Source organism: Alkalicoccus chagannorensis DSM 18086 (genome assembly GCF_000429725.1).
Classification (GTDB): Bacteria; Bacillota; Bacilli; order Bacillales; family Salisediminibacteriaceae; genus Alkalicoccus; species Alkalicoccus chagannorensis.
The window spans coordinates 149,474-175,801 of the sequence record NZ_AUCK01000001.1 but is presented as its reverse complement, the minus strand read 5'-3'; the positions used below and the strand labels follow the sequence as shown (position 1 = coordinate 175,801).

The following is a 26,328-nucleotide window of genomic DNA, read 5'->3' as shown; positions in this document are numbered from 1 at the left end:
CTCCTAGTTATGATTCCTGATACTGAGGCTTCAATATGACTTTACCGCAGCGCCCCTCGTTCATCAATGCAAAACCCTTCTCAAACTCTTCCATCGGCAGTACATGGGTGATCAACGGCTTCAAATCGACCCTTCCTGCGTGAAGCAGGCCGGATGTCTGCTGCCACGTTTCAAACATGCGCCTGCCGGTAATCCCCTGAACGCGGAGCCCTTTAAAAACGATGTCGTTCGTTACATCGATTTCCACCGGACGGATCGGCAGGCTGAGGATCGATACTTGTCCCCCGTTCGCCGCCATTTTGAATCCCTGGTTCATCGCCACCGGATGGCCGCTCATTTCGTAGACAACGTCCACCCCTTCGCCGCCGGTCCCTGTCATGATGGTGTGAAGAGGATCCATCTGCAGCGAATGGATGCAGTCAGTTGCCCCCATTTTCTCTGCCAGTTCCAGCCGGTATTCGTTCAGATCCAGAGCAAAAATTCTCGAGGCACCGGCTGCTCTGGCAATGCTGACCGCCATCAGGCCGATCGGACCGCAGCCGATTACCGCTGCTGTCTTCGCTGTCGGATCTGCGGACATCACCGTATGGACAGCATTTCCCATTGGCTCCTGAAGGCTGGCTTCTTCCCAGGATAAAGAAGGGTCATTCTTCCAGATGTTTTCTTCCGGCAGAACGACATACTCCGCAAAGCAGCCGTGGGTATCTACGCCGATTATTTTCGTCTCCGCACAAATATGAGCATTCCCGGAACGGCACTGCCTGCATCTCCCGCAGACGATATGGGTTTCTGCTGAAACGAAGTCCCCTGCCTGGACATGTTTTACCTGACTGCCGGTTTCCACCACCTCGCCTGAGAATTCATGCCCGAATGTATAAGGCGGCTTCACTCTGGATGCAGACCAGTCGTCCCAATTATAAATATGTACATCTGTTCCGCAGATCGATGCCGCTTCCACCCGAATCTTCACATCAAAAGAACCTGGCTCGGGCACTGGAACCGTTGTCATTTCTGCTCCTGGTCCACGTTCATGCTTAACTAACGCCTTCATTACTTCTGTCATGCTGCAGCCTCCTCCCGCTCCAACCAAGTTATTAACCTACCTGCAATATATCACGGGGGTATGTATTTCACAAGAAAACTGTCCATTCAGAAAAGACAATTTTACACACGAGAAAAATTAGGATGAAAGACTCAGTAACGCAGAAGAACATCCACCTCCCCCGTCGGCTTGAAACAGAACGGGACGCAGCGGGGCAGCCCTGAATCAATGCATTCCGGCTGCTCCGCAAGGCGCGCAGCGTGTTGTTGACACGACACATACGCTGCAGGGCGGGACCGGCTGTTTTTCGATGCTGTACCTCCCTTTCCCTACAGCAAAAAGCTTCCGCCGCGGTTCATCCGGGCGGAAGCGATACTTGTTTTTCGTGATCCGGAGCTGACTGCAGAACCACGTTAACGAGGTTCTACAATCAGCTTGATCGCCGTTCGTTCATCACCATCAATTTCAATATCCGTAAAAGCGGGCACACAGATAAGATCGATGCCGCTTGGAGCTACAAAGCCTCTGGCAATAGCCACGGCTTTAATGGACTGGTTCAGCGCTCCCGCTCCAATAGCCTGAATCTCTGCAGTTCCTCTTTCACGGATGACTCCGGCAAGTGCCCCGGCTACTGAATTAGGATTGGATTTAGCTGATACTTTTAAAATTTCCATGAGGAGTACCTCCTTTGGTTTGAGTAAAAGTAGGTGCATTGCTTTCTCTTGGAACGGGTATTGCCTGCTCCGGCAGCACTGCTTCCGGTCCTTGTCCTTCTTTACCACAGAAAAGGCCTCAGCTAAACCTATAATGAACGTCAGTCAAAAAACGGCGCGTCCTCGCTGATGTGCACTCGTTCAATATGCCGGGCTCTGCCGGTATCGTTATCAAACTCCATGACCACACCGTTCAGCTGCACCGACCCCGAAGCGACTTCAAATCTCGCCGGCAGTGTATCATGGAAACGCTGGATGATGACCTCGCGGTCCATGCCGAGGATGCCGTCGTACGGGCCTGTCATGCCTGCGTCCGTAATATATGCGGTTCCTTCCGGCAGTATTCGTGCATCTGCTGTCTGAACGTGCGTGTGCGTCCCCGTCATGCCGGAGATCCGCCCTTGCAGATGCCATCCCATTGCCAGTTTTTCGCTCGTCGCCTCCGCGTGAAAATCGAGAAAGATGAGGCTCGTTTCTTTTGATGCTTCTCGAACAAGCTCATCCGCTTTGCGGAAAGGACAATCAATGGGAGGAAGGAACGTGCGACCCTGCAGATTGAGGACCGCGAGTTTCTTTCTGCCGGATTTGATATAGCGGATCCCGGTCCCCGGCACACCTTCCGGGAAATTGCCGGGGACGACCATTTTATCCGCTTCGTCAATAAACTCGAAAATGTCTTTTTTATCCCACGTATGATTTCCCATCGTCAGTATATCGGCTCCCGCTTCCAGCAGTTCATGGTAGATCTTTTTCGTGATGCCCTTGCCTCCGGCGGCGTTTTCCCCATTCACGATCATCACGTCTGCCCGTTTCTTTTCCTTCAGCCGCCGGCCGTACTCTTTCAGCATCGTCCGTCCCGGCTGTCCTACAATATCCCCGATAAATAACACTCTCATGCTGGACCTCCTCTGTTTATTCAGCTCGTGAAGCGTCTTTGATTCCGGCGCTGCGGGTCGCTGCCGGTTGGTAAAGGAAGAACAGCGCTCCACTTTTTCCCACAGTACAGCGCCTTCGTCTTCTGCTGGTGCACCGAAGGTTTCTTCCTCTGTAAAAAAGGAGCTGCAGAAGGCAGCTCCTTTGTTTTCCCTTTTTATTTTGCGTACTCCACTGCTCTTGTTTCTCGGATCACAGTGACTTTAATATGACCAGGATAATCCAGTTCATCTTCGATCTGCTTCGTAATATCTCTTGCGAGACTGTATGAATCTTCATCTGAAATCGTATCAGGCCGGACCATAATCCGGATCTCTCGTCCTGCCTGAATGGCATACGTTTTCTCTACACCTGTAAAAGACTCAGAAATTTCTTCGAGCTTTTCCAGCCTCTTAATATACGTCTCCAGCGTCTCACGTCTTGCTCCTGGTCTCGCTGCTGACAGGGCATCAGCCGCTGCCACGAGAGTGGCGATAACCGATTCCGCTTCGGTGTCGCCGTGGTGGGAAGCAATGCTGTTGACGACGACAGGATGCTCTTTGTATTTCGTACCAAGCTCCACGCCGATCTCCACGTGGCTGCCTTCTACTTCATGATCGATTGCTTTACCGATGTCATGAAGCAGCCCTGCTCTTCTGGCAAGCTGGACATCTTCGCCGAGCTCCGCAGCCATAATCGCGCTTAAATGGGCCACTTCCATTGAATGCTTCAGCACGTTCTGACCGTAACTGGTACGGAATTTCAGACGTCCGAGTATTTTGATCAAATCCGGATGAAGGTTATGAATACCCATTTCAAAGGTTGTCTGCTCCCCGTACTCACGGATTGCCTCGTCGACTTCTCTCCGCGATTTCTCCACCGTTTCCTCAATACGTGCAGGGTGGATCCGTCCATCCTGAACCAGTTTCTCCAGAGACGTTTTAGCGATTTCCCGCCTGATTGGGTCAAAGCCGGAAAGGATCACTGCTTCCGGTGTGTCGTCGATAATCAAATCGATGCCGGTCAGCGTTTCCAGGGCACGGATGTTACGTCCTTCACGCCCAATGATGCGGCCTTTCATTTCGTCATTCGGCAGGTTGACAACTGATACTGTTGTTTCCGCAACGTGATCGGCAGCACAGCGCTGCACAGCGAGAGACAGAATTTCCTTGGCATTCTTATTCGCCTCTTCTTTCGCTCTCGTCGTGTAGTCTTTCACCATGACTGCTTTCTCATGCGTCAGCTCATTTTCCATTGTCTCCATGATCATATCTCTGGCCTCATCTTTCGTAAAGCCTGAAATACGCTCTAATTCCTGCTGTTGTTGATTCACCATCTCCTCAACTCTGCTATTCATTTCCTCGATTTCATGCTGTTTGTCGGTAAGCTGCTTTTCACGGGTTTCCAGTGTTTCTTCCCGTTTATCCAGCGTCTCACTTTTACGATCAAGGACTTCTTCTTTTTGAACTAACCGGTTCTCCTGCTTTTGAATTTCATTTCTACGGTCGCGGATTTCCTGTTCGGCTTCAAGACGAATTTTGTGCGCTTCATCCTTTGCTTCCAGGACACCTTCTTTGCGTGCAGCCTCCGCTTCCCGTTTCGCTTCATCCACCGTCTGTTTCGCGAGTGTTTCTGCACCCGAAATTTTTGCTTCGGCAATGGATTTCCGCGTGAAATATCCAATAAAGAACACGATTACTGCAGTGAATAGCAAAATGAGGATAAATAAGGTCGTACTCATGATTGACTCACCTCCTCATGCTATTGCGTTAGTGTAACGTTTGTTTCATTGCTGTGTGTAACAGACGCGTTCGTATAGAACCTGCTTTATGTAAGCCGACTTCAGCTGTTATAAAGGGTTCTTGTTAATTGTATGCGTCCATGCTTTTTCTGTCAAGCAATGGCAGAGGCCGAATCCAGCTCCAGCACGGCTCCCGCACGGGTTTTTGACGCTTTCGATATCTGGCTTTCCGGGAAGAGACAACCTTCCCTTCTGCATGCATTCGATGCATCCCGAAAGGATCGACGCGTTTTCTTCCGCAGAGATACGATCGACGGCCCGAACACCTGCCCATCGGACTGTATTATACGACAGACCCTCTCTGTTCATAAAGACGATGCTGGGACAAAACCAGAATAAAAAGAAGTCCTTAGTCTTTTTAGTGGGGGCTTTCTGCAGGAGGGGGTGATCCTTCCAATGACAATCGCTTAACGCGGGCAAGGCTTCAGCTAACTGTCGCAAACACAGCGGCGGGGCATCTTCAGCCCTTGCTTTTCTGTGTGCTTGTCTTTACACGATCAGCCCAGTGACCGTACGGTCTTGATTTCTCCAAAACAAAAGCGCAGAGCGCTTTTTGGTCGGAACCGCGCGTACCGTAAGCTTTTCAAGGGAAGAAAGAGGTTTTCTTTCTTCCCGTGCAGTGCATGAAGCCGCCGTTTTCTTGTATGAGAACTTATCCATTCTAATACTTTTAAAAAGCATACCTTCAGGTTACGTTAGAACGACCAAGTTATAACAAAACCGGAGGCATCCTTATGTTTAAAGTGTATGACATGAATCAACTTGTGCTGCCGGTGGATTTGTCCTTTCCATGACAAAAACATGATGGGCCGTTTTCCGTGATCGACCTCATTGGACCGATACCTGTGCTTTTCGAAGAGCATCTACGGTCGGCGCAAAACCGACATGGAAGCCGTTTTTGGATTTCTGAAGGAGCATTTGCGTTTCACCAGCATGTCGGTGAGAAGCAGAGCCAAGGTAAAACAGGAACTCGGATGTGCACTCATGGCAGTAAACGTGAGAAAGCTCACTGCCATGCGACAGATTCACCATGATTTCTTACAAACAAAACGCTTTCGACGACCTCACACGGGTCATCGAAAGCGTATTTTACGTGCTGGAGAACGATGTTGTACCAGCCTCGTTGGTGCAGGCGCCTCGCGGAAGGCTGCTGCTCTTACTGCTGCGGTCATGCGGATGAGTTCACCGCTTCACCGAAAGATCAAACGAGAGAGTTATCTTCATCATCCGGTTTTTCTTGATCTGCCGGCGGAACTTCTTTCGGTTCGGTCAGGCTGTGATGTTCACGGATGCGCTGTTCGATATCCTGCATTACTTCATTGTTTTCCTTCAGGAACTGCTTTGCGTTCTCGCGGCCCTGTCCCATCCGCTCATCGTTATAGGAATACCAGGCTCCGCTCTTTTGAATAATATCGAGCTCAGAGGCAATATCGATAATCGAACCTTCCCGGGATATGCCTTCTCCATACATAATATCTACTTCAGCTGTACGGAACGGAGGTGCTACCTTGTTCTTAACAACTTTGATCTTTGTTTTGTTACCGATCATTTCGTTCCCCTGCTTCAACGTCTCTGCACGGCGTACTTCCAGACGCACGGAGGAATAGAACTTCAGTGCACGGCCGCCCGGGGTTGTTTCCGGATTACCAAACATGACACCGACTTTTTCACGAATCTGGTTGATAAACACGGCAATCGTGTTCGATTTGGACACTGCGCCCGAGAGCTTTCGGAGCGCCTGTGACATCAGTCTTGCCTGGAGACCTACGTGGCTGTCCCCCATTTCACCCTCGATCTCGGCCTTTGGTACAAGGGCAGCGACAGAGTCCACGACGACGATATCGACAGCTCCGCTCCGTACAAGCGCCTCGGCGATTTCCAGTGCCTGTTCCCCGGTGTCAGGCTGGGACAGGAGCAGTTCGTCAATATCCACCCCAAGTCTCTGAGCGTAGACAGGATCGAGTGCGTGCTCGGCATCAATGAAAGCCGCCTGTCCGCCGTTCCGTTGTGTTTCAGCAATCGCATGAAGTGCGACTGTCGTTTTACCTGAAGATTCCGGTCCGTAGATCTCAATCACACGGCCTCTCGGATAACCGCCGACACCAAGAGCTATATCCAGAGCGAGCGCGCCGGAGGAAATCGTCGACACCCGCCGGTCCGTCTGTTCTCCAAGCTTCATAATGGATCCTTTACCAAACTGTTTTTCAATCTGCTTCAATGCCATATCAAGCGCCTGTTTCCGGTCTGACACGTAACATCTCTCCTTTTATTGTTTCTCGTTCTGCAGAGTCTTTTCTCTGCCCTGCAGTTTTTCATCCAATACGGACATCTTTCCTGTCTTCGCTGTCGTTGTCTTCTCAGCGGAACTACAAACATTCGTTCGCTTATTTTAGTATATAGAAAACCATCCGTCCCGTCAATCAAAAACGGGCGGATGGCTGAGAAATTTTATTTACGTTTTGGACGCGGCTTTGCCGGTTCCAAATTGATTTTCGCACCGCCGACGCGTGCGTACTTGAGCCCCTCGTAGACGAAAGGCGCGGACTCTTCCGGCACTTCCATGAACGTGAAGTTTTCGAAGATATCAATTTTGCCGATTCGGCCTGCATCGATACCGACGAGCTTCGCGACGTCTTCCACGAGTTTTTTCGGGGTCATGTCGACATTGCGTCCGACATTGATGAAGAATCGGGTCATGCCCTGCTGCGCTCCCGTTTCTCCGAAATCATAGCCTGCCGTTTCCACTTTTTCATCAGAGTGGCTGTAGAAAGCCAGCTTCATGAGTGCAGTTACAACTTTGTCTGCTGAATAATCGGAAAGGAGATCCGCTGTGATATTACCATAGAGAGAATCATCGCTTTCGTGATCTTCAATCAGCTGCACGACCTGATGCTTCCAGGTTTCCTGCTGCTTTTCAACGACTTCTTCAATGGACGGAACACTCTTCGACTGGATCGGATTCTTGATTTCCCGCTCGATCGAACGAAGGTGCTTCATCTCCCGCGGCGTCACGAGGGTAATCGCAATTCCTTCCCGTCCGGCACGGCCTGTCCGGCCAATCCGGTGCACATAGCTTTCCGGATCCTGCGGGATATCGTAGTTCACCACGTGGGTGACGTTCTGTACATCGATTCCGCGCGCGGCAACATCTGTTGCGACGAGGAATTCCACCGTGGATTTCCGGAACTTCTTCATCACAACGTCCCGCTGTGACTGTGTCAGATCGCCGTGCAGGCCATCAGCCATGTAGCCTCGTGCCTGAAGAGCTTCCGTGAGCTCGGCTACCCCTTTTTTCGTACGGCAGAAAATAATACCAAGATCCAGCGTTTCGCTGTCGATGATTCGGCAGAGAGAATCGAGCTTATTCTTCTCGAGCACTTTATAGTAAACCTGCTCAATCGACGGCGCTGCTACTTCCCCTTTATCAATCGTCACCTGCTTCGGCGTACGCATATACTTGTTGGAAAGTTTGCGGATCGCCGGAGGCATTGTAGCAGAGAAAAGCATTGTCTGACGATCTTCATTCGCATTTTTTAGTATCTTTTCAATATCTTCAATAAAGCCCATATCGAGCATTTCATCCGCCTCGTCCAGAACGAGGTGGGAGATGCGGTCCAGCTGCAGCGTACCGCGGCTGATATGATCAAGAACACGTCCCGGCGTACCGACGACGATCTGCACACCGCGCTTCATCGTTTTAATCTGATGACCGATCGACTGACCGCCGTAAACCGGAAGTGTCTGTACTTTATTAAACTTCGACAGCTTCTGGAATTCGCCGGCAACCTGAATCGCGAGTTCTCTTGTCGGCGTCAGCACCAGCGCCTGTACGTGCTTTTGTTTTGAATTGATGCCATTGATCAGCGGAATGCCGAAAGCGGCCGTCTTGCCTGTACCAGTCTGGGCCTGACCAATAACATCCTGTTCTTTCAAAAGTTCAGGAATGACTTTCTCCTGAATCGGGGATGGAGCTTCAAAGCCCATCTCCTTTACTGCTTTCTTTAAGTTGTTCGAAATTTCAAATTCTTCAAATGTCATTACCATGTATTCATCCACCTTTATTTTTTCGTAGCTCCTGAAACAGTAAATACAGACCGTGTTTAACGGCATACATGCGAATACGGCTCCGGCTTCCACCGAGCCCTGCGAAATATGATGTCGTTTTCTCAGGACCGGCTATTCCGATGAACATTTCACCAGGTTGATAACCTTCCAGCGGGTCCGGCCCCGCTGCACCTGTAAAACTGACGCCGTAATCAGCATGAAAGCGACGACGTGCTCCTTCCGCCATAGCTTCTGCTGTTTCGGCGCTGACAGCACCGTGCTTTTCCAGTATTTCCGCTGATACTCCGACCGCTTCCTGCTTCGCTTCATTACTATAACATACGATGCCGCCGGGGAAAATCTCTGAGGCTCCCGGGAAAGCGGTCATCATGTCTGCAAAAGCGCCGCCGGTCAGGCTTTCAGCCGATGAAACAGTTTTTTTCTGAGCGCGGAGCAGTTCCGTCGTCAGAGCCTCCATCGTTTCACCGCCCTCGCTGTAGCACCAGCTGCCGACGCGGTCGAGAATCTTCATTTTCATGTCATCCAGCATTTCCTGGTTGCTCTCAGGACTCGGCCCTTTCACGGTGAGGCGGAGCGACACTTCCCCGTCGGATGCAAGCGGAGCGACGGTTGGGTTCGTCTGCGCTTCAATAATATCTTTGATTTCATCTGTCAATGTCGATTCGCCGATTTCATAAAAGCGGAGAATCTGACTCTGGATCTGCTGCTGTTCTTCCATTGTTCCCTGAAGCAGCGGCAGCAGATGGGAATTCGTCATCGGCTGAAGCTCTCGGGGAGGTCCTGGCAGGAGCACGATTCGGGAGCTGCCGTAAACCATGCTGCATCCGCAGGCCAGCCCTTCATCATTCTGGAGGACCTCCGCCCCTTCCAGCACGAGTGCCTGCGCCCAGTTGTTCTCTGTTACTTCCCTGCCGCGCGCGTCATAGAAAGCCTGAATACGCCGGACTGCTTCTTCATCATGCTGCAGTGGGACACCCGTCCAGTTGGATACAGCCGTCCTGGTCATATCGTCTTCTGTAGGACCGAGACCTCCGGTGAGAAGAATAATATCCGCACGGGACTCCGCTGTCTGCAGTGCTTCCCTAAGCCGCTCTTCGTTGTCTCCGACGACTTGATGAAAATACACATTGATGCCGATTTCTGATAGTTTTCTGGACAGATAAGATCCGTTCGTATTGTCGATCTGGCCAAGAAGAAGCTCTGAGCCGACGGCGATTATTTCTGCATTCACGATCCATCACTCCTGTTCAGCTGTCGCGCAGTACATGTTTATTTTTGACAAAATAGTCCACTCCGGAAAATACAGTGAGAAGGACAGCGGCATAGATCATGATGACATCAAAAGGAATGCCGATCAGTACGAATATCGTATTATGCAGAAGCAGCGCTGCCGCTGCAACAATCTGACTGACTGTTTTCCATTTCCCCCATATGCTTGCAGCAATCACTTCTCCGCTGCCGGAGGCAACAAGCCTAAGACCCGTCACGGCGAATTCCCGGCTCAGGATCAGCACGGCCGCCCAGGCAGGAAACATGTCGAGACCGACGAGGCCGACAAATGCCGCGGTGATCAGCAGCTTGTCTGCAAGCGGATCAAGAAACTTTCCCATACTGGTCACAAGGTCGTATTTTCTTGCATAGTACCCGTCCAGCCAGTCCGTAGCAGCTGCAATAATAAATATGATGGCTGCAACAAAATGAGAGACAGGTATGTCCGCTCCGAAAAGCTGAATCGATCCCCAGTTAAATGGAATAAGGAGAAACACCATAAAAACAGGTATCATCAGGATTCTTGAGATTGTTATCTGATTCGGTATGTTCATTGTTGACCTCCCCGCACGGCCTTGTTTACAGCCATTTTTTATTCTAGCAGACCCCGGATAGGAAAGCGAACACCAGCAGCGCCCGACGGCATGGAAAAAGTCTATCCAGGACAGCTTTGCGTGCCGCTGGACAGACCACCATCTTACGCGTTCTGCTCAATAATAATGTACTGGCGTACTTCTCCGGATTCATATTCCAGCTCTTCTCCATTGACGAAAATCTGCGCAGCGGAAGTGTTTCCCATGTTGAACACAATGGTCTCCTCGCCGCTGAATTCTAAGGAAAGTGTATCGCCTTCGCTGTGCGTCTGTTCGTGTACCTGATCGCCGCTGCCGTCTTCGACAGCCAGCCAGCTGTCGCCGCTGAAGTTGACTTCGATTTCTACATCCTCAGTGCCCTCGAGCTGGTACGTATAGCGGATGCCGTCGGCGCTGTCAAAAGAGAGGTTCTGTTCTTCTGCTTCCCCGTTATCCTCGTTCTCATTCCCGTTGTTGTTGTTGTTATTGCTGCTGTTGTTATTTACGCTGTCGTTATTGTTGTTCTCATTGTCAACAGGGGTGCCGTCGTTTTCTCCGTCATTCTCATCTTCCGGAGTTCCTTCCGTATTGTTTCCTTCGCCGCTCTCATCCGTTTCTTCAACTGCATCATCTACTTCCGCCGTATTATTTTCGTTATTGATGTTTCCGCCTTCCGGAGCAGCCTGATCGCCATCCTGGTTGAACAGCCAGATAACAAGACCGGCAGCTACCACGAAAACGATAGCCAGGACGCTCGGCAGAAGGGCTTTTGCACCACTCTTTTTTTCAGGTGGTGCCGATCGTGTTCTTGACTTTCTTGGAGGGAGGTCTGCCGGGGCTTTTTTTGGTTTCGGCAGCTCAGACTCATGTTCAGCAAACAGCTGCTCGGCATCAAAATCCAGGGCTTCTGCATAACTTTTAATAAACGCTCTGGAGTAGAATTCGCCGGGCATCTGACTGTAATCCCCGTCCTCGATTGCCTGAAGGTACCGCTTCTGAATTTTTGTCTTCTCCTGCATTTCCTCCAGTGAAAAGCCCTTCTCTTCCCGGGCTGTCTTTAATCTGGTTCCGAGTTCTGACACTTCTATCCACCTGCAATTCTTCTTGTAATATTAGTTTTATCCGGGCTGCGTTCCAATTCATCCAGCCTCGGCCGGTATATCTTCCTCCTACATGCCTGGTCCGCCGAAGGAAGAATAATTCTGCTCTACTTCTTCATAAGAGATGACCTGATCAGCATCACTTCGAAGTTCAATAATATAGTCGAAGTCATCCAGCGTGTATTCCGTCGTCTGCACAAAAATATCCGGATGTTCTACTACTTTTGTGGACGGCAGGCGCATCATTTCGGAGACGAGCAGACGATGGCGCTCTGATCCGCGCATGGTCGATACGATACCATCGATAATATAGATGTTATCTTCAAGCATCTCATCATCAGCGAGCTGACTGCGGATCGTCTGTTTCAGCATCGTAGAGGATAAAAAGGACCACTTGCGATTGGCACAGACGCTGGCAGCTACAATCGATTCGGTTTTGCCCACCCTCGGCATTCCGCGGATTCCAATCAGGCGGTGGCCTTCCTTCATGAACAGTTCGGCCATGAAGTCGACGAGAATGCCGAGCTCATCCCGGACAAAGCGGAACGTTTTCTTCTCGTCTTCATCGCGTTCAATATAGCGTCCATGCCTGACTGCCAGCCTGTCTCTCAGCTTCGGTACGCGCAGTTTTTTCAGCGTAATGACATCCATGGTATATAAAATGAACCGCAGCCGTTGAATACTCTCGTCGTTCCAGCTCCGCAGCAGCATGCCTCTGCGGTTCGACTCGACTCCATTAATGGTGACGATATTGATGCGGAGCATGCCGAGCAGGGATGATATTTCCCCGAGCAGACCAGGACGGTTTTCATGAATTTCGTATTCAAGATACCATTCTTTTGCCTCCATACAAACGTCTCCTCTCTTTCCTTTCATCATAATGCAACTGCATCAGGAAAAAAAGAGCCTTGTTCGAATATCACGAAAATTACTATATTTCACAAAGGTTTATGTATACCAGCCGCCGTTCACCCGGAGAATATGACCGGTGACGTAAGAGGCTCCGGCCAGATAATGCGCAGCGGCTGCAGCCTCTTCCGGTCGTCCGGATCTTCCTGCTGGTATTTCCTCGTGGAGCTGTTCCAGCGCTTCGGTGGAGAGCGTGCTGTTCATATCAGTGGCCATCAGGCCGGGAGCACATCCGTTCACGGTAATACCCGATGGCGCTGTTTCTTTGGCCAGCGCCTTAATGAAGCCGATCTGGGCTGCTTTCACGGAAGAATAAGTCGTTTCCATAGCCGCTCCAGTTTCCCCCCATATCGATGTCATGATCACGATAGCACCGGCCTGTTTCCGTATCATGGCCGCGAGTACCTGCTGCAGGTAGGCAGCAGGCGTAAACAGTGCGGTATTCATCTCCCGCTGCCATTCAGTCAGGTCGGCATCCTGAAAAAGCGATGCCGAGGCGTTCCCCGCACAGTGGATGATCACGTCCGGGTCCGGCAGAAACGCAGCCAGCGTATCAGCAGCTTCTACCGCCGCCAGGTCCGCCTGGATCCACTCACTGCCGGGGAAACGGGATTGAAGTACCGCTGCCTTATCGTGACTGCTGTGGTAATGAAGATGCAGGTGCTCCCCGCGGAACGCTTCCGCAGCGGCACTCCCGATTCCGCCGGTGGCACCGGTGATCAGCACTTTTCTCATGACGTGACGGACTCTTCCGGATAGATCATGTGTACACTCTTCTGCCTGCTCAGGTCGAAATGCTCCTGGAGCACCTCGTCAAGATCGTGAAGCGTTAACGATTCGAGGACAGGAATAACATCAAACAGCTGCATCTCATTCATATGATAACGAGTGAACTGATTAGCAATAAATTCCGGGGAGTTCATTGCACGCAGAAAGAACCCGATTTTCTTTTTCTTCAGTCTCTCAAACGCGGCTTCAGAGAGCCCCTCCCGCTGGGCCGACTGAATAATGCCGCTGACGGCATCATCAAGTTCCTGCGGCGAAGTCGTGTCGCTTCCGATCACCGAAAAGCCAAACCCTTCTTCTGCTGTATAGTCAAAGCTGAACGTTTCGTCAATGAGTCCGCGGGAGAACAGCGAAGCATACCCATCAGAGCTCTGGCCGAACATCATTTCGAGCACCAGCTGTGCCGACAGCTCCCTCTTCAGTAGGTCCCTTCCTCTGCGGAAAGGATTTTTTTCTTTGAATCCGATCAGGCATCTGCCCACCTGGACGGGCATGGCCATCGTCACGCTTTTCTCAAACACTTCCTCCGGTTCATCAGCCTGAAAGCGTACCGGTTCCTCTGGATCAGGAAACGTTTTTGCCTGCTGGTTTTCCCGGATCTGCTTCATGGTCGACTCCGGTTCGACAGCACCTACGATGAAAAGCACCATGCTGGCAGGATGGTAGAACGTCTCGTAGGCCATATAGAGATCTTCTTTCGAAATGTCGTATATGGAGGAGACGGTACCGGCAATGTCCGTGCGGACAGGATGACGGTGATACATCGCCTTGAGCAGACCGAAGAAGTTCTGCCAGTCCGGATTATCCTGATACATATTGATTTCCTGTTCGATGATTCCTTTTTCCTTTTCCACGGTTGCATCAGTGAAATATGGCTTCTGAACGAAGTTGAGGAGCGTTTCCAGACTGTTGCTCACTCCGCTCGTACTGGAGAACAGATAGGCAGTTCGGGTAAAGCTCGTAAAGGCATTTGCGCTGGCCCCCTGCCTGCTGAACTCCTGAAACACGTCCCCGTCTTCATCCTCAAACATTTTATGTTCAAGAAAATGGGCGACCCCGTCCGGCAGCTGTACCGGCTCCGTGCCGCCAATCGGAATGAAGCGGTCGTCAACGGATCCATATTTTGTGGTGAAAACGGCGAAAGCTTTCTGGAACCCTTCCTTCGGGAGAAGAAACACTTCGAGCCCGTTATCCAGTTTTTCTTTATACAATGTTTCCTGCAGTTGTTCAAAATGCATCGTTTCCATTATGATTCCTCCCCTTGGAGAAAATAGACGGTGTCTTTCGTTATGCCTGATGCAGCCCGGATCATGTCTTCTTTTGTTACCGAAGCAAGTGCATCGAGCCAGTCGGATGCCTGCAGCTTCGTACCCGCGGTCTTACTGTGATAATCGAGTTCGACCAGGCCTCGCGCGGTATCCATGGTTTCCCTTATCTGATTCATCAGGACAGCACGCGTCTGTTCCACGTCCGCCTCCGTAAAATCACCTTGCTTTACAGCATCGAGCTGTTCATCAATGATCGCGTCTGCCTGATCAAATTTCTTCGTATCGATGCCTGCCATCACAATCATCAGCCCTTTATGACTTTCCAGTCTGCTGGCGGCGTAATAAGCCAGACTCTCTTTTTCCCTCACGTTCACAAAAAGCTTGGAATGAGGCGCTCCGCCGAAAAGACTGTTTGCCATCTGCAGGGCAAAGTAGTCGCTGTCACCAAAGCTGATACCGGTACGGTACCCGATATGGAGTTTCGCCTGCTTCAACTGCTGGGTTTCCTTTACTACCTTCACGTCTGCCGGCTTCTCGTGAGCAGGCAGCTGATACTCGCCTGGCATGTGCTCCCGGTCCGGGTGCATGTAATGTTCGATGAGCGCGCCCGTTTCTTTCGGATCAACATCGCCAACGACATAAAAATCCATCTGTGCCTCTGATATCAGCCGCTGATACGCGTCGTACAGAGACGCCCCTGTGATCTGTTCCAGATCTTCTTTCATACCCAGAACTGGAAGGGCATAGCCTTCCCCATCACACATTTCCTCTGCGAGACGCTTATTGGCAAAACGCATCTTGTCGTCATACACCGACTGGATTTTCTGCGCATGGGAGCGTTTCTCTTCCTGCAGGATGTCTTCAGGAAAGGCACCATCCTGGATGTTAGGATAAAACAGAAGAGAGGCCGTCATCTGCACAGCTCTTTCCAGAAGAGGCACCTCTTCCTGGAGAAATTTCTCATTCGCTGCCTCCAATTTAATAGTCACAACGTGGTGCTCTCCCTTCTTTACGACATCTCCGCTCAGCGAAGCACCGTAAAGCTCCTCGAGAGCTCCTTGAACATGCTGCCGGCTCGGAAAGTGTTTCGTTCCCCTTTCCAGCATGGAAGGCAGCAGCGCTTTTTCCGTTAAATCTTTCCGCTCCAGTCTGGTTCTCAGCTGAAACACCAATGTTGTTGTTTTAAACGTGTCCAGCTGCTCAATATGCGTCCGGATCGTGTTAATGTCCATTGTCTGCAACGTCATTCCTCCTAAAATACGCGTTTCCGTACGACATGAAATTTGAATTTATCAGCCCGGAAATAGTTTTTGGAATACAGTACGGCCCTGTCCTGATCATCGTAGTGCATTTGTTTCAGCACGAGGAGAGAGGTCTCCGGTTCGCATTCCAGAATCTCGGATATCCGGTCATCATAGCCGATCGGTTCAATATGGGTCATCGCATACGTAATGGTTATACCTGATTTTTCCATTTGATCAAAAATCGACTGCTCTCCGTGGAACGTCTCATTCAGAAATTTATCCGGTGCACGGTCGAGGCAGTAGACCACCGGCTCATCATCAGCGGTACGTACCCGCTCCACGGTAATGATGTTATCGATGTGCTGATCGCGGAAGCGGTGTTTATCATCTTCATCAGCCGGCTCCATGAACGTCGAGAGATAATTGGTGCCTGGTTCTTTTTTCCCCCGGCGGATCATGTCGGTGACGCTGAAAAGCTCCTCGATGCCGGAGGAAAAGAGAGGCTTGTTGTTCACGAAAGTGCCGACTCCGTGCCGACGGACGACGACATTTTCATCTTCGAGCATGCGCAGCGCTTCACGAAGAGTAGCTCTACTGACGCCGAGCTGGCGGGAGAGCTGGAACTCTGATGGCAGACGTCGCCCGGTTTCAAACACACCGGATTCGATATCTTCTTTTATTTTGTCAATGACCTGCAGGTACAGTGGACGGGAATCAGATTTGATCACGTGAGCCTCCCTCTGGATGTGAATGTACATTCCGTTTTATTCTTCATCAGGTTTTGCGACAAGAACTTCTCTCGGCTTGCTTCCCTCATAAGGTCCGACGACACCGCGGACTTCCATTTCATCGATCAGCCTTGCCGCCCTCGCGTAGCCGACCCGGAACCGACGCTGGATCATCGAGACAGATGCGGTCTGCATTTGTGCCACCATGTTGACGGCATCCTCATACAGCTCATCATCCGAGCTGCTTTCATCCTTTTCCGGCTCCTCGGACGGCATCATTTCTTCCGCGTACTGGGCCTGCTGCTGCTCAATGCAGTGCCGGACGACGGTCTCCACTTCTCCGTCGCTCAAAAATGCTCCCTGGATCCGGCCTGCTTTGCCGGCTCCGACAGGCTGAAACAGCATATCCCCTTTCCCTAGGAGTTTTTCTGCACCGACGCTGTCGAGAATGGTCCGTGAATCCGTTGAGCTGGAAACACCGAACGCGATGCGAGAAGGGATATTTGCCTTGATGACGCCGGTTATGACATCAACGGAAGGGCGCTGCGTAGCAATGATGAGATGAATTCCTGCAGCCCGCGCCATCTGCGCCAGCCGCGTGATCGCATCCTCAACTTCTCCGGATGCAACCATCATCAGATCTGCCAGCTCGTCCACGAGCACGACGATGTATGGAAGCGGGGAAGCGGCTTCTTCTCTATTCTCATTCTCTCTTTCAATGTACTGGTTGTACCCTTCCAGATTCCGAGTACCTGTGGAAGCAAACAGCTCGTAGCGCCGCTCCATCTCCGAGACGACCTTTTTGAGCGCCTGCGCCGCTTTCTTCGGTTCAGTAACGACCGGGGAAAGAAGGTGCGGGATGCCGTTGTACATGTTCAGCTCCACCATTTTCGGGTCGATCATCATCAGTTTTACTTCATGGGGTTTGCTGCGCAGCAGTATGCTGATAATAATGCCGTTGATGCAGACACTTTTTCCGCTTCCTGTCGCACCGGCAACCAGGAGATGGGGCATTTTGTTCAGCTCGGCCATGACGGCTCCACCGGAAATATCACGGCCGAGTGCAATGGCAAGCGGGTTGGTTGATTTCTTCATCTCGTCACTGTCGAGTACTTCTTTCAGCGTGACGAGTGCAACATCCTGATTTGGCACCTCGATCCCAATCGCCGATTTGCCTGGGATCGGCGCCTCCATCCGGATGTCTTTCGCCGCCAGTGCCAGCGCCAGATCATCACTTAAGTTCACGATGCGGCTCACCTTGACGCCGGTGGACGGATAGACTTCATATTTTGTGACAGACGGACCGAGATGCACTTTCGTCACTTTGGCCGAAACGCCGAAGCTTTCCAGCGTTTCTTCCAGTTTCCGCGCATTTTTAGAGAGCATGCTCCGCTCTCCGCTCTGGGACTGCTGGGACGGCTGCTGCAGTAACGTCATCGGCGGCAGCCGGTAGTCTGTGTTCTCATGTTCTTCTACAACAATAGAACGGGATTCATCCTTCTCTTCGACGGATACCGGTTCTCGTTCCGGTTCTGCCTGTTCTTCTTTGCTGTTCGTCTGCACATTGTCTGTAAAATCGTAAATAACAGGTGCTTCTTCGGAAGTAGACGTGTCTGTTGTTTCCTGAGGTTCCGGCGGAACGGACGGAACGTGATCTGGTTCTTCCGGTGTCTCCACCGTCTCATTGTTCTCTCGTTTCCTTTTTCCTTCTTCTCTAAACTGCTCCCAGCGTATCTGTATCTTTCGTTTGAGCGCTTTCCAGAATGGTTTCTGCTTCTCGCTGCTGTAGCGAAGAACTTCTACGAATGATCGTCCAGAGAGCAGCACAATGCCGGCAACAATCAGTGCAGAAGCAGTAAGGACCGCTCCGGCCGGGGCAATCAGAGATTGAACCGACTGAAACAGCAGGGCTCCTGCTACTCCTCCGGACATGCCTTCAGGAGCACCGAACTCCGCCCACTGCTGCTGCAGCGGAGCTGTAAATCCATCCTCTGTCGTTCTTCCCCGCAGAGGGAGATGCAGAAGCATGACAAGCCCGGCCGTGCTCAGGAATGCACCTGATGCACGATCCGCCGCTGGAATCGGGAACGATCGCTTCCACATGAAATACCCTGCCACAAGCAGCAGAAATATGCTGAAAACCGGATGCATACTGCCGATGAGGTACCGGAGCAGATCCTGTCCAAATGTACCAGCCGGACCCAGTCCGAGCAGGACAACGAGTACTGCAGCGGCGAAAAAGATGCCTGCAATTTCTTTTTTAAGCAGCTTTTTCCACTGCTGTGTTTTTTTAGTTGTTTTCTTTTTTTGAGCCATTGCATGCACCTCCACTAAACAAGCCAGGGGATGCTCCCTCCGCTGGAGAGCGGGTGGGAGCATCCCCTGCAGGTTCTCTGCCGCTATGCTTCCATAATGATCGGCATAATCATTGGACGGCGCTTCGTCTTTTCATACAGATATCTGCTCAGCTGATCCCGGACGTGGCTTTTCAGCTGGGACCATTCCGTCTGATTCTGCTCGATTGCTTCCCCTAGAGATTTCGTTACCAGTACTTCCGATTCCTTGATCAGTTCTTCTGATTCCCGTACGTAGACGAATCCTCTGGAAATGATGTCCGGACCGGATAGAATCTGGTTGTGTTTCTTGTTCAGCGTGACTACTACGACGAGAATACCGTCTTTGGACAGCAGCCGGCGGTCGCGGAGAACGATGTTACCGACATCGCCGACGCCGAGTCCATCGATCAGTACGTGACCAGTCGGGATTTTGGTCGTCCGCTTCCCTTTGCGCTTCGTGAACTCCACGATTTCTCCTTTTTCAAGCAGGTGAATGTTGTCGGTATCCACATGCACAGACTCGGCGAGCCGCCGGTGGGAATACTGCATCCGGTACTCGCCGCTGACCGGAATGAAATGCTGCGGTTTCACTACGTTCAGGAGGAGTTTCAGTTCTTCCTGGCTGGCATGACCCGCCGTGTGTACTTTTTTGTTTTTCCCGTAAATACAGTCGACTCCTGTCCGGGAAATCAAATCGATCAGCTGGGACACCAGCTTCTCATTTCCCGGGTTCGGCATAGAGGAGAGGACCAGCCGATCTTTCTTCTGGAACGTAAAGAGCTGATGTGATCCTTTGCCCATCCGCATCAAGTCGCTCATCGGCTCGCCCTGACTGCCCGTCGTTAGAATGACGAGGTCTTCACGCGGCATTGAGGCGATTTCCTTTTTCGGAATCAGCAGACCATCGTCATCGTTCAGATAGCCGAGCTCCATCGCTATTTCTGCTGCCCGTTCCATTTCTTTGCCGACAATCGCTACTTTTCGTTCTTTTTGAGCCGCAGCATCCAGTACCTGCTGCATGCGGTGAATATGTGTCGCATACATCGACACAACGATAGCTTTCGGAGCTTCATGGAAAGCATCTTTCAGACCTTCCGATACGATCGATTCGGAAGGTGTATAGCCGGGTACCTCCGCGTGACTGCTGTCGGAAAGCAGACAGAGGACCCCTTTGGATCCGATCTCGGTCAGCTTATCGATATCCATCGTCTGACCATCTACCGGGTTCTGGTCAAACTTGAAGTCGCCGGTGTAAAGGATCGGTCCCTGGCTCGTATGAATGACGACGCCGAGGGAATCCGGAATGCTGTGGTTGGTCCGGAAAAAACTGACCGGCGTTTTTGCTACTTTGATTCTGGAGTCCGCATTCACTTCGTGGAACTTCGGTTTTTTCTTCAGCTTAATCTCATTGCAGCGGTCCTGCAGCAGTGCAAGGGTGAATTTGGATCCGTACACCGGCATTTTCAGGTCCCTCAGCAGATACGCGGCCGCCCCGATATGCTCTTCGTGGCCGTGCGTAAGTATCATCGCTTTGATCCGGTCTTTATTCTCCGTCAGGTACGTGGTATCCGGGATGACGATGTCCACGCCGAGCATGTCGTCTTCCGGATGCATGCAGCCTGCATCAAGAATGAAAATATCTTCGTCAAGTTCGACGACGTATAGGTTTTTGCCTGTTTCTCCTAATCCGCCGAGGGCGAAGATGCGGATTTTTTCAGTCTGTTGGTTTGACAATGGTTGTTCCTCCTGTGTATTGAAATAGTTCATACGTGCAGATTTTCTCTTTTTAAGTATACATGAATGAGGAACTGCTCTACAAGCAGGACAGGAAATTTCTTCACGCACGCCTTCAAGTCTTTTCTATGTACTCCTTCGTTCACTCATCGCAAGATGTCCGCTCGCTGATCCTGAGCCGCCGCCTTCTGCTCAGCCACGTCAAAAAGCCGTCTCCCTTTCTCTTTTTTCAAGAGTGGCATACGCCGGCCAGCGGCTGTTAACGCTTCTTTAGGCTTCGAAACATGCGCCTCCTGCACCGTCAGTGATAATGCAGGTACGCATGTACGGCGGGTTCGGCTGTGCGGCGTGAACGACTCGAGGTGGACACTGACTTCCGTGCGACGATGAAGAGGTCGAAAAGAGCCAGTGTTTCGTCCCGATGGCAAACGGATGGCGTACTCTGCGGGATGATTGTCGATCACCGCGGTCAGTTCTCCGATCGCTTCTCTTACATGGAGCTCCTGCCTGCGGGCGCAGGCGGGCGTACGGCCAAGGCTGCTTTTCTTCGTGGCCTTCAGCTCGTCTTCCTCCTCCAGTGGTAAGCGTCGAGCGCCTGCTGAAGAGCCGCGGCTGATGCAACCTCCTAACTGGAAAATCTGTGTGCTTGACCATAAGACAGGTTATTCCTGCATGATTCCTTCTCCCTCGATGAGAACGTCAACATTTTTACCAAAGGCTATGTTATCGTTCGATGTTGATTTCTTCCGCTTTCGGCGGACGCCTGTGGAAGAAGGAGATCGGAGGATCCCACAGGGCGTCAGACCGAGGAAGCTGGAGATTTCCTCCACGGCAAGCCTGCCGAGTTGCAGCGGCGTTTTCTGTCATTATCAACAATAAACAATCACAGAGCTTCACCAAAAGAAATAAGATAATCTGATCAACAGATAGGAATGCTTTGACGCCTGCTCTCTATCCTGAAAAACCCCCCTTTCAGCCTGTCGAAGAGGCTGAAAGGGGGGGATACACGATCGATTTGTTTTTTCAGCCTGTAAAGGGCTGATGTTCACGTGATGTCAAGGTGTCGAGAGCCTGAGCGACCACAGCGTGTTCTTCTTCTGACAGTGGAATGAGCGGCAGTCTGACCGGACCGGTATGAATGCCCTGCATAGCGAGAGCAGCTTTGACCGGAGCCGGGCTCGGGGCAAGGAACATCGCCTTCATAAACGGCACCAGCTGCTGGTGCAGTGCTGCTGCATGTGCGGTACTGCCATTTCTGTACGCCTGGATCATCTCCTGCATCCCGGCGCCGATAATATGGCTGGACACCGAAACAACACCATCTGCTCCGACGGCAACCGATGGAAGCGTCAGGCTGTCATCCCCGGTGTACACTGTGAAGTCATCCGGAACACCCGCGATAACGGCTGTCATCTGGTCCAGATTCCCGCTCGCTTCCTTCACGCAGGTAATGTTCGGTACTTCCGAGAGGGCAATGGTCGTTTCTGGAAGCATGTTGACCATCGTTCTTCCCGGAACGTTGTAAAGCATCACCGGCGTATCCACCTGCTCTGCGATCGTCTTGAAGTGTTCGTAAATCCCTTTCTGGGAGGGCTTGTTATAATACGGCGCTACGAGCATAATGCCATCTGCACCATCTGCGGCTGCCTGCTTCGATAGCTCTGCAGTTGCATACGTATCGTTCATTCCGGTCCCGGCGATGACGGGGATTCTTCCCTCTGCCGCACGGACTGCCTCCCTGTACAGCAGTGCTTTTTCCTGCATACTCAAGGTAGCAGATTCCCCCGTGGTTCCGCCAACGATGACCGCTTCGGTGCCACGGTGAATCAGCTCATCCAGCAGCGGTTTCAACTGATCGACTGCTACATGACCTTCTTCATTGAAAGGTGTCACCATCGCCGTTACGACATTACCTAGTTTCATCACGCATCCTCCTTTAATTGTGCTGAGGCAGAAAAGCATTGTGCAGCGCTTGAACTGCCGCTCTGACGTGTTCATCCCGGACGAGAACCCAGATCGTCGTGTGAGAATCTGCGGACTGCAGAATCGGGATGTTCTTCTCATGCAGGGCATTGACGATTGCTGAGGCAATCCCGGGCAGCCCTGTCATTCCTGCGCCTACAGCTGCCACTTTTGCACATTTGTCCGTCCATCCTACTTCAAAGCCTGCTTTCTGTAAAGAGCCTTCAGCCTCAGCACGACGGGATTCCGGGACAGTAAAGCTTAAAAAATCCGGATGAATAGAGATAAAATCAACGGAGATTCCCATCTCCGCCATCAGGCGGAACACCTCGGCTGCTCCGTCATTCGTGTAGATTTTCAGCTGGGACAGACCGGTCATATGCGTCACGGCTGTTACCGGACGCTCCACGAGATCTCTTCCTCTTACCTGTGAAGTGGAAGTGGTAATTAAGGTTCCCGGATGGTCCTCCCACGTAGAACGTATGCGGAGAGGGATCTCTGCCTGCATGGCGACTTCTACCGCACGCGGATGAATGACTTTTGCTCCCTGATGAGCCATGTTACTCACTTCATGGTACGTAATGACTTCCAGCGGAGCCGCATGCTCGACCATCCTGGGGTCTGCTGTCATGATGCCCGGGACGTCGGTGAATATATCAACACGTGCCGCATTCAGAGCAGCGCCTACGGCCGCGGCGGACGTGTCGGAACCACCTCGGCCGAGCGTAGCGGTGGTCCCTTTCGGCGTCATTCCCTGGAAGCCGGTTACTACGATGACATCTTGTTCTTTCAGCGCCTCTTCCAGCGCTCCGGTTTCCATGCTGATGATACGCGCATCGCCGTATGTATCCGTTGTCCGGAACCCAGCTTCCGCCCCCGTCATTGCCGCTGCGTGAATGCCGCGGGACTGCAGAAGGGACGTGAAAACGACAGCAGATATAGATTCTCCGCAGGAAACGAGCAGGTCGCGGTCTTTAGACGATACGACTGGCGCTTCTCCGCCTATTAAAGACAACAGCGTGTCCGTAGCGTATGGATCCCCGGAGCGGCCCATCGCCGATACGACGACAACCACTTTCGCTCCATCACGAAGCGCCGCAGCAACGTGCTCTGCACACTGGCCGCGGCGCTCGTCGTTCTGGAGCGAGGATCCTCCGAATTTTTGAACAATGATTTTTTTGTCCATGCTATCCCCACTTTCGATTGAGGTCGTTTAGCTGCAGGTGGCGCGGCCGGTTATGTACATGTTCCGTTCCGCCTCTTTCCACCGGATGATCAAGAGAAAAGGCCTCTCCACCGGACGGATCCGGCGGAAGCCTCTTCCATGTTCTGCTGCTGCTTCTCCTGTTCTGCCGGAAATGCAGCGGCGATACTGCCGTGTCGTTGCAAAGTTATTTTAAAAGTCCCTGCCGGATGAGGGAAAAAGCGATCTGGACGGAGTTCAACGCAGCACCTTTTAACAGATTATCTGCTACAACCCAGAGGTGGAAACCTTTCGGATTATCAAGATCCTGGCGGATACGCCCGACGAAGACATCGTCTTTTCCGTGGGCATCTGAAGCCAGCGGATACAGCTGGGATGACGGATCATCCTGCAGGGTGATTCCCTCCGCATCGCGCATCAGCTGCTTCATTCCTTCCACCGTGAGTCCATCCTTATCCGTCTCAATATAGATGGATTCAGAATGACCAGTCTCGACAGGGAGACGGACACAGGTAGCAGCCACATGCATGGAATCATCACCTGTGATTTTCTTCGTCTCGTTGATCATTTTCATCTCTTCAAAGGTGTAGCCGTTCTCCGTGAATACATCAATCTGCGGCACGGCGTTGAATGCGATCTGATAGTGCTTTTTATCACCGGATACCGGCAGTACTTTCGGCTCTATGTCATCTCCATCGAGAATTTGACGGGACTGTTCATACATCTCATCTACGGCATCTGCACCAGCGCCGGATACTGCCTGATACGTGCTGACGATGAGTTTATTTATTCCGTAAGCACGTCGTACCGGTTCAAGCGCAGCCGCCATTTGAATGGTGGAGCAGTTTGGATTAGCAATAATGCCCTGATGTTCCTTCATGGCATCCGCATTGACTTCCGGCACAACCAGGGGCACCTCTGGATCCATACGGAAGGCACTCGTGTTATCTACAACGACAGCTCCGCGGTCCACTGCCTCCTGAGCCAGTGCTTTCGAAACCGAACCACCTGCTGAGAACAAGGCCAGCTGCACGTTCTCGAATGATTCCGGCTTTGCCTCTTCCACGGTGAGTTCCTCGCCTTGAAAGTGGATTTTCTTCCCTGCTGAACGACTTGAAGACAAGAGCTTAATGGAAGCGATCGGAAATTTCAGCCGGTCAAGCACCTCGAGCATCTGCTCTCCTACGGCTCCTGTAGCGCCTACGACGGCAATATTGAATGTTTGGTTGGACATGATTGCGACCCCTTTCACGTTGGTTGATTCTTTCCACTCCAAAATTATAGCAGTTCCACGGATGCTCTGCACCAGCCATTCTGCACGATGAGAGACGATACAACCGCTTCAGTCGTTTTGAACACCGGTCTGCATTCGATTTCTCATGGACTCTGGCAGACGCCCCTCTCTGCTGACAAGAGCAACCGCCGGCTCCGTTTGAAACATCCGCCGGGCCGTTCTGCGGATATCTTCCATGGAAACTAAATCGATCTTTTCCGTGATTGTCTCCATTTCTTCGTGCTCACCGAGAAGCAGTTCGTTCTTCGCATTTCGGCTCATGTGCGCGCTGGAGCTCTCCAGGCTTAAGAGGAGGCTTCCTTTCAGCTGCTCTTTCGCGTGATACAGTTCTCTTTCGGTCAATCCGTCTGCTGCGATGGCCGCCGTTTCCTGCTCAATCAGCCGGCATACTTCGTCCAGGTTTTCCTGCTGGCAGCCGGCATAGATTGTCAGCATCCCGCATCCGGCAAACGCTTCGTGGTAGGAAAACACCGAATAAGCAAGCCCGCGGTCCTCCCGGATTTCCTGAAAGAGCCTGCTGCTCATGTTTCCACCAAGTACATTATTGATCAGTACCGCCGGATATAATGTTTCGTCTTCCATGCCAAATCCTTCGTAACCATAGCAGAGATGAGCCTGTTCGGTTTCCTTCTTTCGAATTTCCGTGCCGGGATGAAAAGCAGGAGTATCCGCTTCTGGAAGTCTCTCTCCTGGCTGGAGTGGTTCAAACAGCTTCTGCGCATGCTCCACCAGCTCCGGGCTGACATTGCCCGCAAGCGACAGGACGACTTCCTCTGCTCCGTAATGGTGCTTCATGAACGAGAGGATATCTTCTCTCGTAAAAGCATCGAGCGTCTCCTCTGTACCAAGAATCGGTGCGGCCAGCGCATGGTTTTTATAAGCTGCCTCCGCAAGTATCTCATGAACGAGATCATCCGGCGTATCTTCATACATATCAATTTCTTCTTTTACGACCTGTTTCTCTTTGTCCATCTCGACACTGTCGAAATTCGAGTGGAAAAACATATCGGCGAGCACTTCCAGCGCATCCGAAGCATGCGTATCCAGTACTTTCGCATAGTACGCTGTGTATTCTTTGGAAGTCATCGCATTGACATAACCGCCAACAGCATCAAAAGCTTCGGCAATTTCTTTCGCCGTCCGTTCTTTTGTGCCTTTAAATATCATGTGCTCGATAAAGTGGGCCATCCCCTTCATCTCCGCTTTCTCATATCGGGAACCGATCCGCACCCAAATCCCCATAGAGACGGAACGGACGCGGGTATCCACATCCGTCAGGAGACGGACGCCATTGATTAACGTGGTTTTCTGCAGCAATTCAGCAGCTCCTTTCTTTCCTCATCCAATCCAGCCTAAGCAGCTCGTACCTGCTGCGGATATAAGGAAGGC

General features: G+C 51.6%; 20 protein-coding genes. All 20 read right to left on the bottom strand.

Annotated elements, in window-relative coordinates; all coding sequences use genetic code 11:
* Nucleotides 1-7 precede the first annotated feature (7 nt).
* The 20 genes from tdh to G477_RS0100785 all read right to left on the bottom strand — a co-directional run bounded on the left by tdh (nucleotide 8) and on the right by G477_RS0100785 (nucleotide 26,256).
* Nucleotides 8-1,063, bottom strand: a complete 1,056-nt coding sequence (gene tdh / locus G477_RS0100895; protein WP_026696330.1) for an L-threonine 3-dehydrogenase — start codon at nucleotides 1,061-1,063, stop codon at nucleotides 8-10.
* A 392-nt stretch (nucleotides 1,064-1,455) separates the two neighbouring features.
* Complete coding sequence (locus G477_RS0100890; protein ID WP_026696329.1) at nucleotides 1,456-1,716, bottom strand: stage V sporulation protein S; 261 nt, start codon at nucleotides 1,714-1,716, stop codon at nucleotides 1,456-1,458.
* A 140-nt stretch (nucleotides 1,717-1,856) separates the two neighbouring features.
* Nucleotides 1,857-2,651: a TIGR00282 family metallophosphoesterase gene (locus G477_RS0100885; protein ID WP_026696328.1), complete on the bottom strand. Its 795-nt coding sequence runs from the start codon at nucleotides 2,649-2,651 to the stop codon at nucleotides 1,857-1,859.
* A 194-nt stretch (nucleotides 2,652-2,845) separates the two neighbouring features.
* Nucleotides 2,846-4,408 carry a ribonuclease Y gene (rny, locus tag G477_RS0100880; protein ID WP_035210792.1) on the bottom strand — a complete coding sequence of 521 codons (1,563 nt, stop codon included), beginning with the start codon at nucleotides 4,406-4,408 and terminating at the stop codon, nucleotides 2,846-2,848.
* A 1,261-nt stretch (nucleotides 4,409-5,669) separates the two neighbouring features.
* Entirely contained in the window at nucleotides 5,670-6,719 is a 1,050-nt protein-coding gene (gene recA, locus G477_RS0100875) for a recombinase RecA (RefSeq protein WP_026696326.1), read from the bottom strand.
* Between the two features lie 197 nt (nucleotides 6,720-6,916).
* Nucleotides 6,917-8,512: a DEAD/DEAH box helicase gene (locus G477_RS0100870; protein WP_415783228.1), complete on the bottom strand. Its 1,596-nt coding sequence runs from the start codon at nucleotides 8,510-8,512 to the stop codon at nucleotides 6,917-6,919.
* Nucleotides 8,513-8,516: 4 nt separating this feature from the next.
* The gene (locus tag G477_RS0100865; RefSeq protein WP_026696324.1) at nucleotides 8,517-9,764 is read right to left on the bottom strand and encodes a competence/damage-inducible protein A; all 1,248 of its coding nucleotides are present in this window, start codon (nucleotides 9,762-9,764) and stop codon (nucleotides 8,517-8,519) included.
* 16 nt (nucleotides 9,765-9,780) lie between these two features.
* On the bottom strand, nucleotides 9,781-10,356 hold the full coding sequence (gene pgsA / locus G477_RS0100860) for a CDP-diacylglycerol--glycerol-3-phosphate 3-phosphatidyltransferase (RefSeq protein WP_026696323.1): 576 nt from the start codon (nucleotides 10,354-10,356) through the stop codon (nucleotides 9,781-9,783).
* Between the two features lie 143 nt (nucleotides 10,357-10,499).
* A complete protein-coding gene (locus tag G477_RS20375) occupies nucleotides 10,500-11,456 on the bottom strand; it encodes a helix-turn-helix domain-containing protein (protein ID WP_051287574.1) in 957 nt (318 codons plus the stop codon).
* Between the two features lie 87 nt (nucleotides 11,457-11,543).
* Complete coding sequence (locus G477_RS0100850) at nucleotides 11,544-12,323, bottom strand: DUF3388 domain-containing protein (protein ID WP_026696322.1); 780 nt, start codon at nucleotides 12,321-12,323, stop codon at nucleotides 11,544-11,546.
* 99 nt (nucleotides 12,324-12,422) lie between these two features.
* On the bottom strand, nucleotides 12,423-13,118 hold the full coding sequence (ymfI, locus tag G477_RS0100845; protein WP_026696321.1) for an elongation factor P 5-aminopentanone reductase: 696 nt from the start codon (nucleotides 13,116-13,118) through the stop codon (nucleotides 12,423-12,425).
* The gene (yfmH, locus tag G477_RS18305) at nucleotides 13,115-14,419 is read right to left on the bottom strand and encodes an EF-P 5-aminopentanol modification-associated protein YfmH (RefSeq protein WP_084406069.1); all 1,305 of its coding nucleotides are present in this window, start codon (nucleotides 14,417-14,419) and stop codon (nucleotides 13,115-13,117) included. Before yfmH ends, ymfI begins: the two co-directional genes overlap by 4 nt.
* Nucleotides 14,416-15,669 (bottom strand): EF-P 5-aminopentanol modification-associated protein YfmF, encoded by a 1,254-nt coding sequence (yfmF, locus tag G477_RS0100835; protein WP_245575353.1) that lies wholly within the window; start codon nucleotides 15,667-15,669, stop codon nucleotides 14,416-14,418. Before yfmF ends, yfmH begins: the two co-directional genes overlap by 4 nt.
* Before the next feature lie 20 nt (nucleotides 15,670-15,689).
* Nucleotides 15,690-16,409 (bottom strand): GntR family transcriptional regulator, encoded by a 720-nt coding sequence (locus G477_RS0100830; RefSeq protein WP_026696319.1) that lies wholly within the window; start codon nucleotides 16,407-16,409, stop codon nucleotides 15,690-15,692.
* Nucleotides 16,410-16,445: 36 nt separating this feature from the next.
* Nucleotides 16,446-18,725 carry an FtsK/SpoIIIE family DNA translocase gene (locus G477_RS0100825; RefSeq protein WP_026696318.1) on the bottom strand — a complete coding sequence of 760 codons (2,280 nt, stop codon included), beginning with the start codon at nucleotides 18,723-18,725 and terminating at the stop codon, nucleotides 16,446-16,448.
* Nucleotides 18,726-18,808: 83 nt separating this feature from the next.
* Nucleotides 18,809-20,479, bottom strand: a complete 1,671-nt coding sequence (locus G477_RS0100820; RefSeq protein WP_026696317.1) for a ribonuclease J — start codon at nucleotides 20,477-20,479, stop codon at nucleotides 18,809-18,811.
* Between the two features lie 1,023 nt (nucleotides 20,480-21,502).
* A complete protein-coding gene (gene dapA / locus G477_RS0100805) occupies nucleotides 21,503-22,402 on the bottom strand; it encodes a 4-hydroxy-tetrahydrodipicolinate synthase (RefSeq protein ID WP_035210781.1) in 900 nt (299 codons plus the stop codon).
* Nucleotides 22,403-22,415: 13 nt separating this feature from the next.
* A complete protein-coding gene (gene dapG / locus G477_RS0100800; protein WP_035210779.1) occupies nucleotides 22,416-23,627 on the bottom strand; it encodes an aspartate kinase in 1,212 nt (403 codons plus the stop codon).
* 205 nt (nucleotides 23,628-23,832) lie between these two features.
* Complete coding sequence (locus G477_RS0100790; RefSeq protein ID WP_026696313.1) at nucleotides 23,833-24,879, bottom strand: aspartate-semialdehyde dehydrogenase; 1,047 nt, start codon at nucleotides 24,877-24,879, stop codon at nucleotides 23,833-23,835.
* 108 nt (nucleotides 24,880-24,987) lie between these two features.
* On the bottom strand, nucleotides 24,988-26,256 hold the full coding sequence (locus G477_RS0100785; protein ID WP_026696312.1) for a M16 family metallopeptidase: 1,269 nt from the start codon (nucleotides 26,254-26,256) through the stop codon (nucleotides 24,988-24,990).
* Between the last annotated feature and the right edge of the window lie 72 nt (nucleotides 26,257-26,328).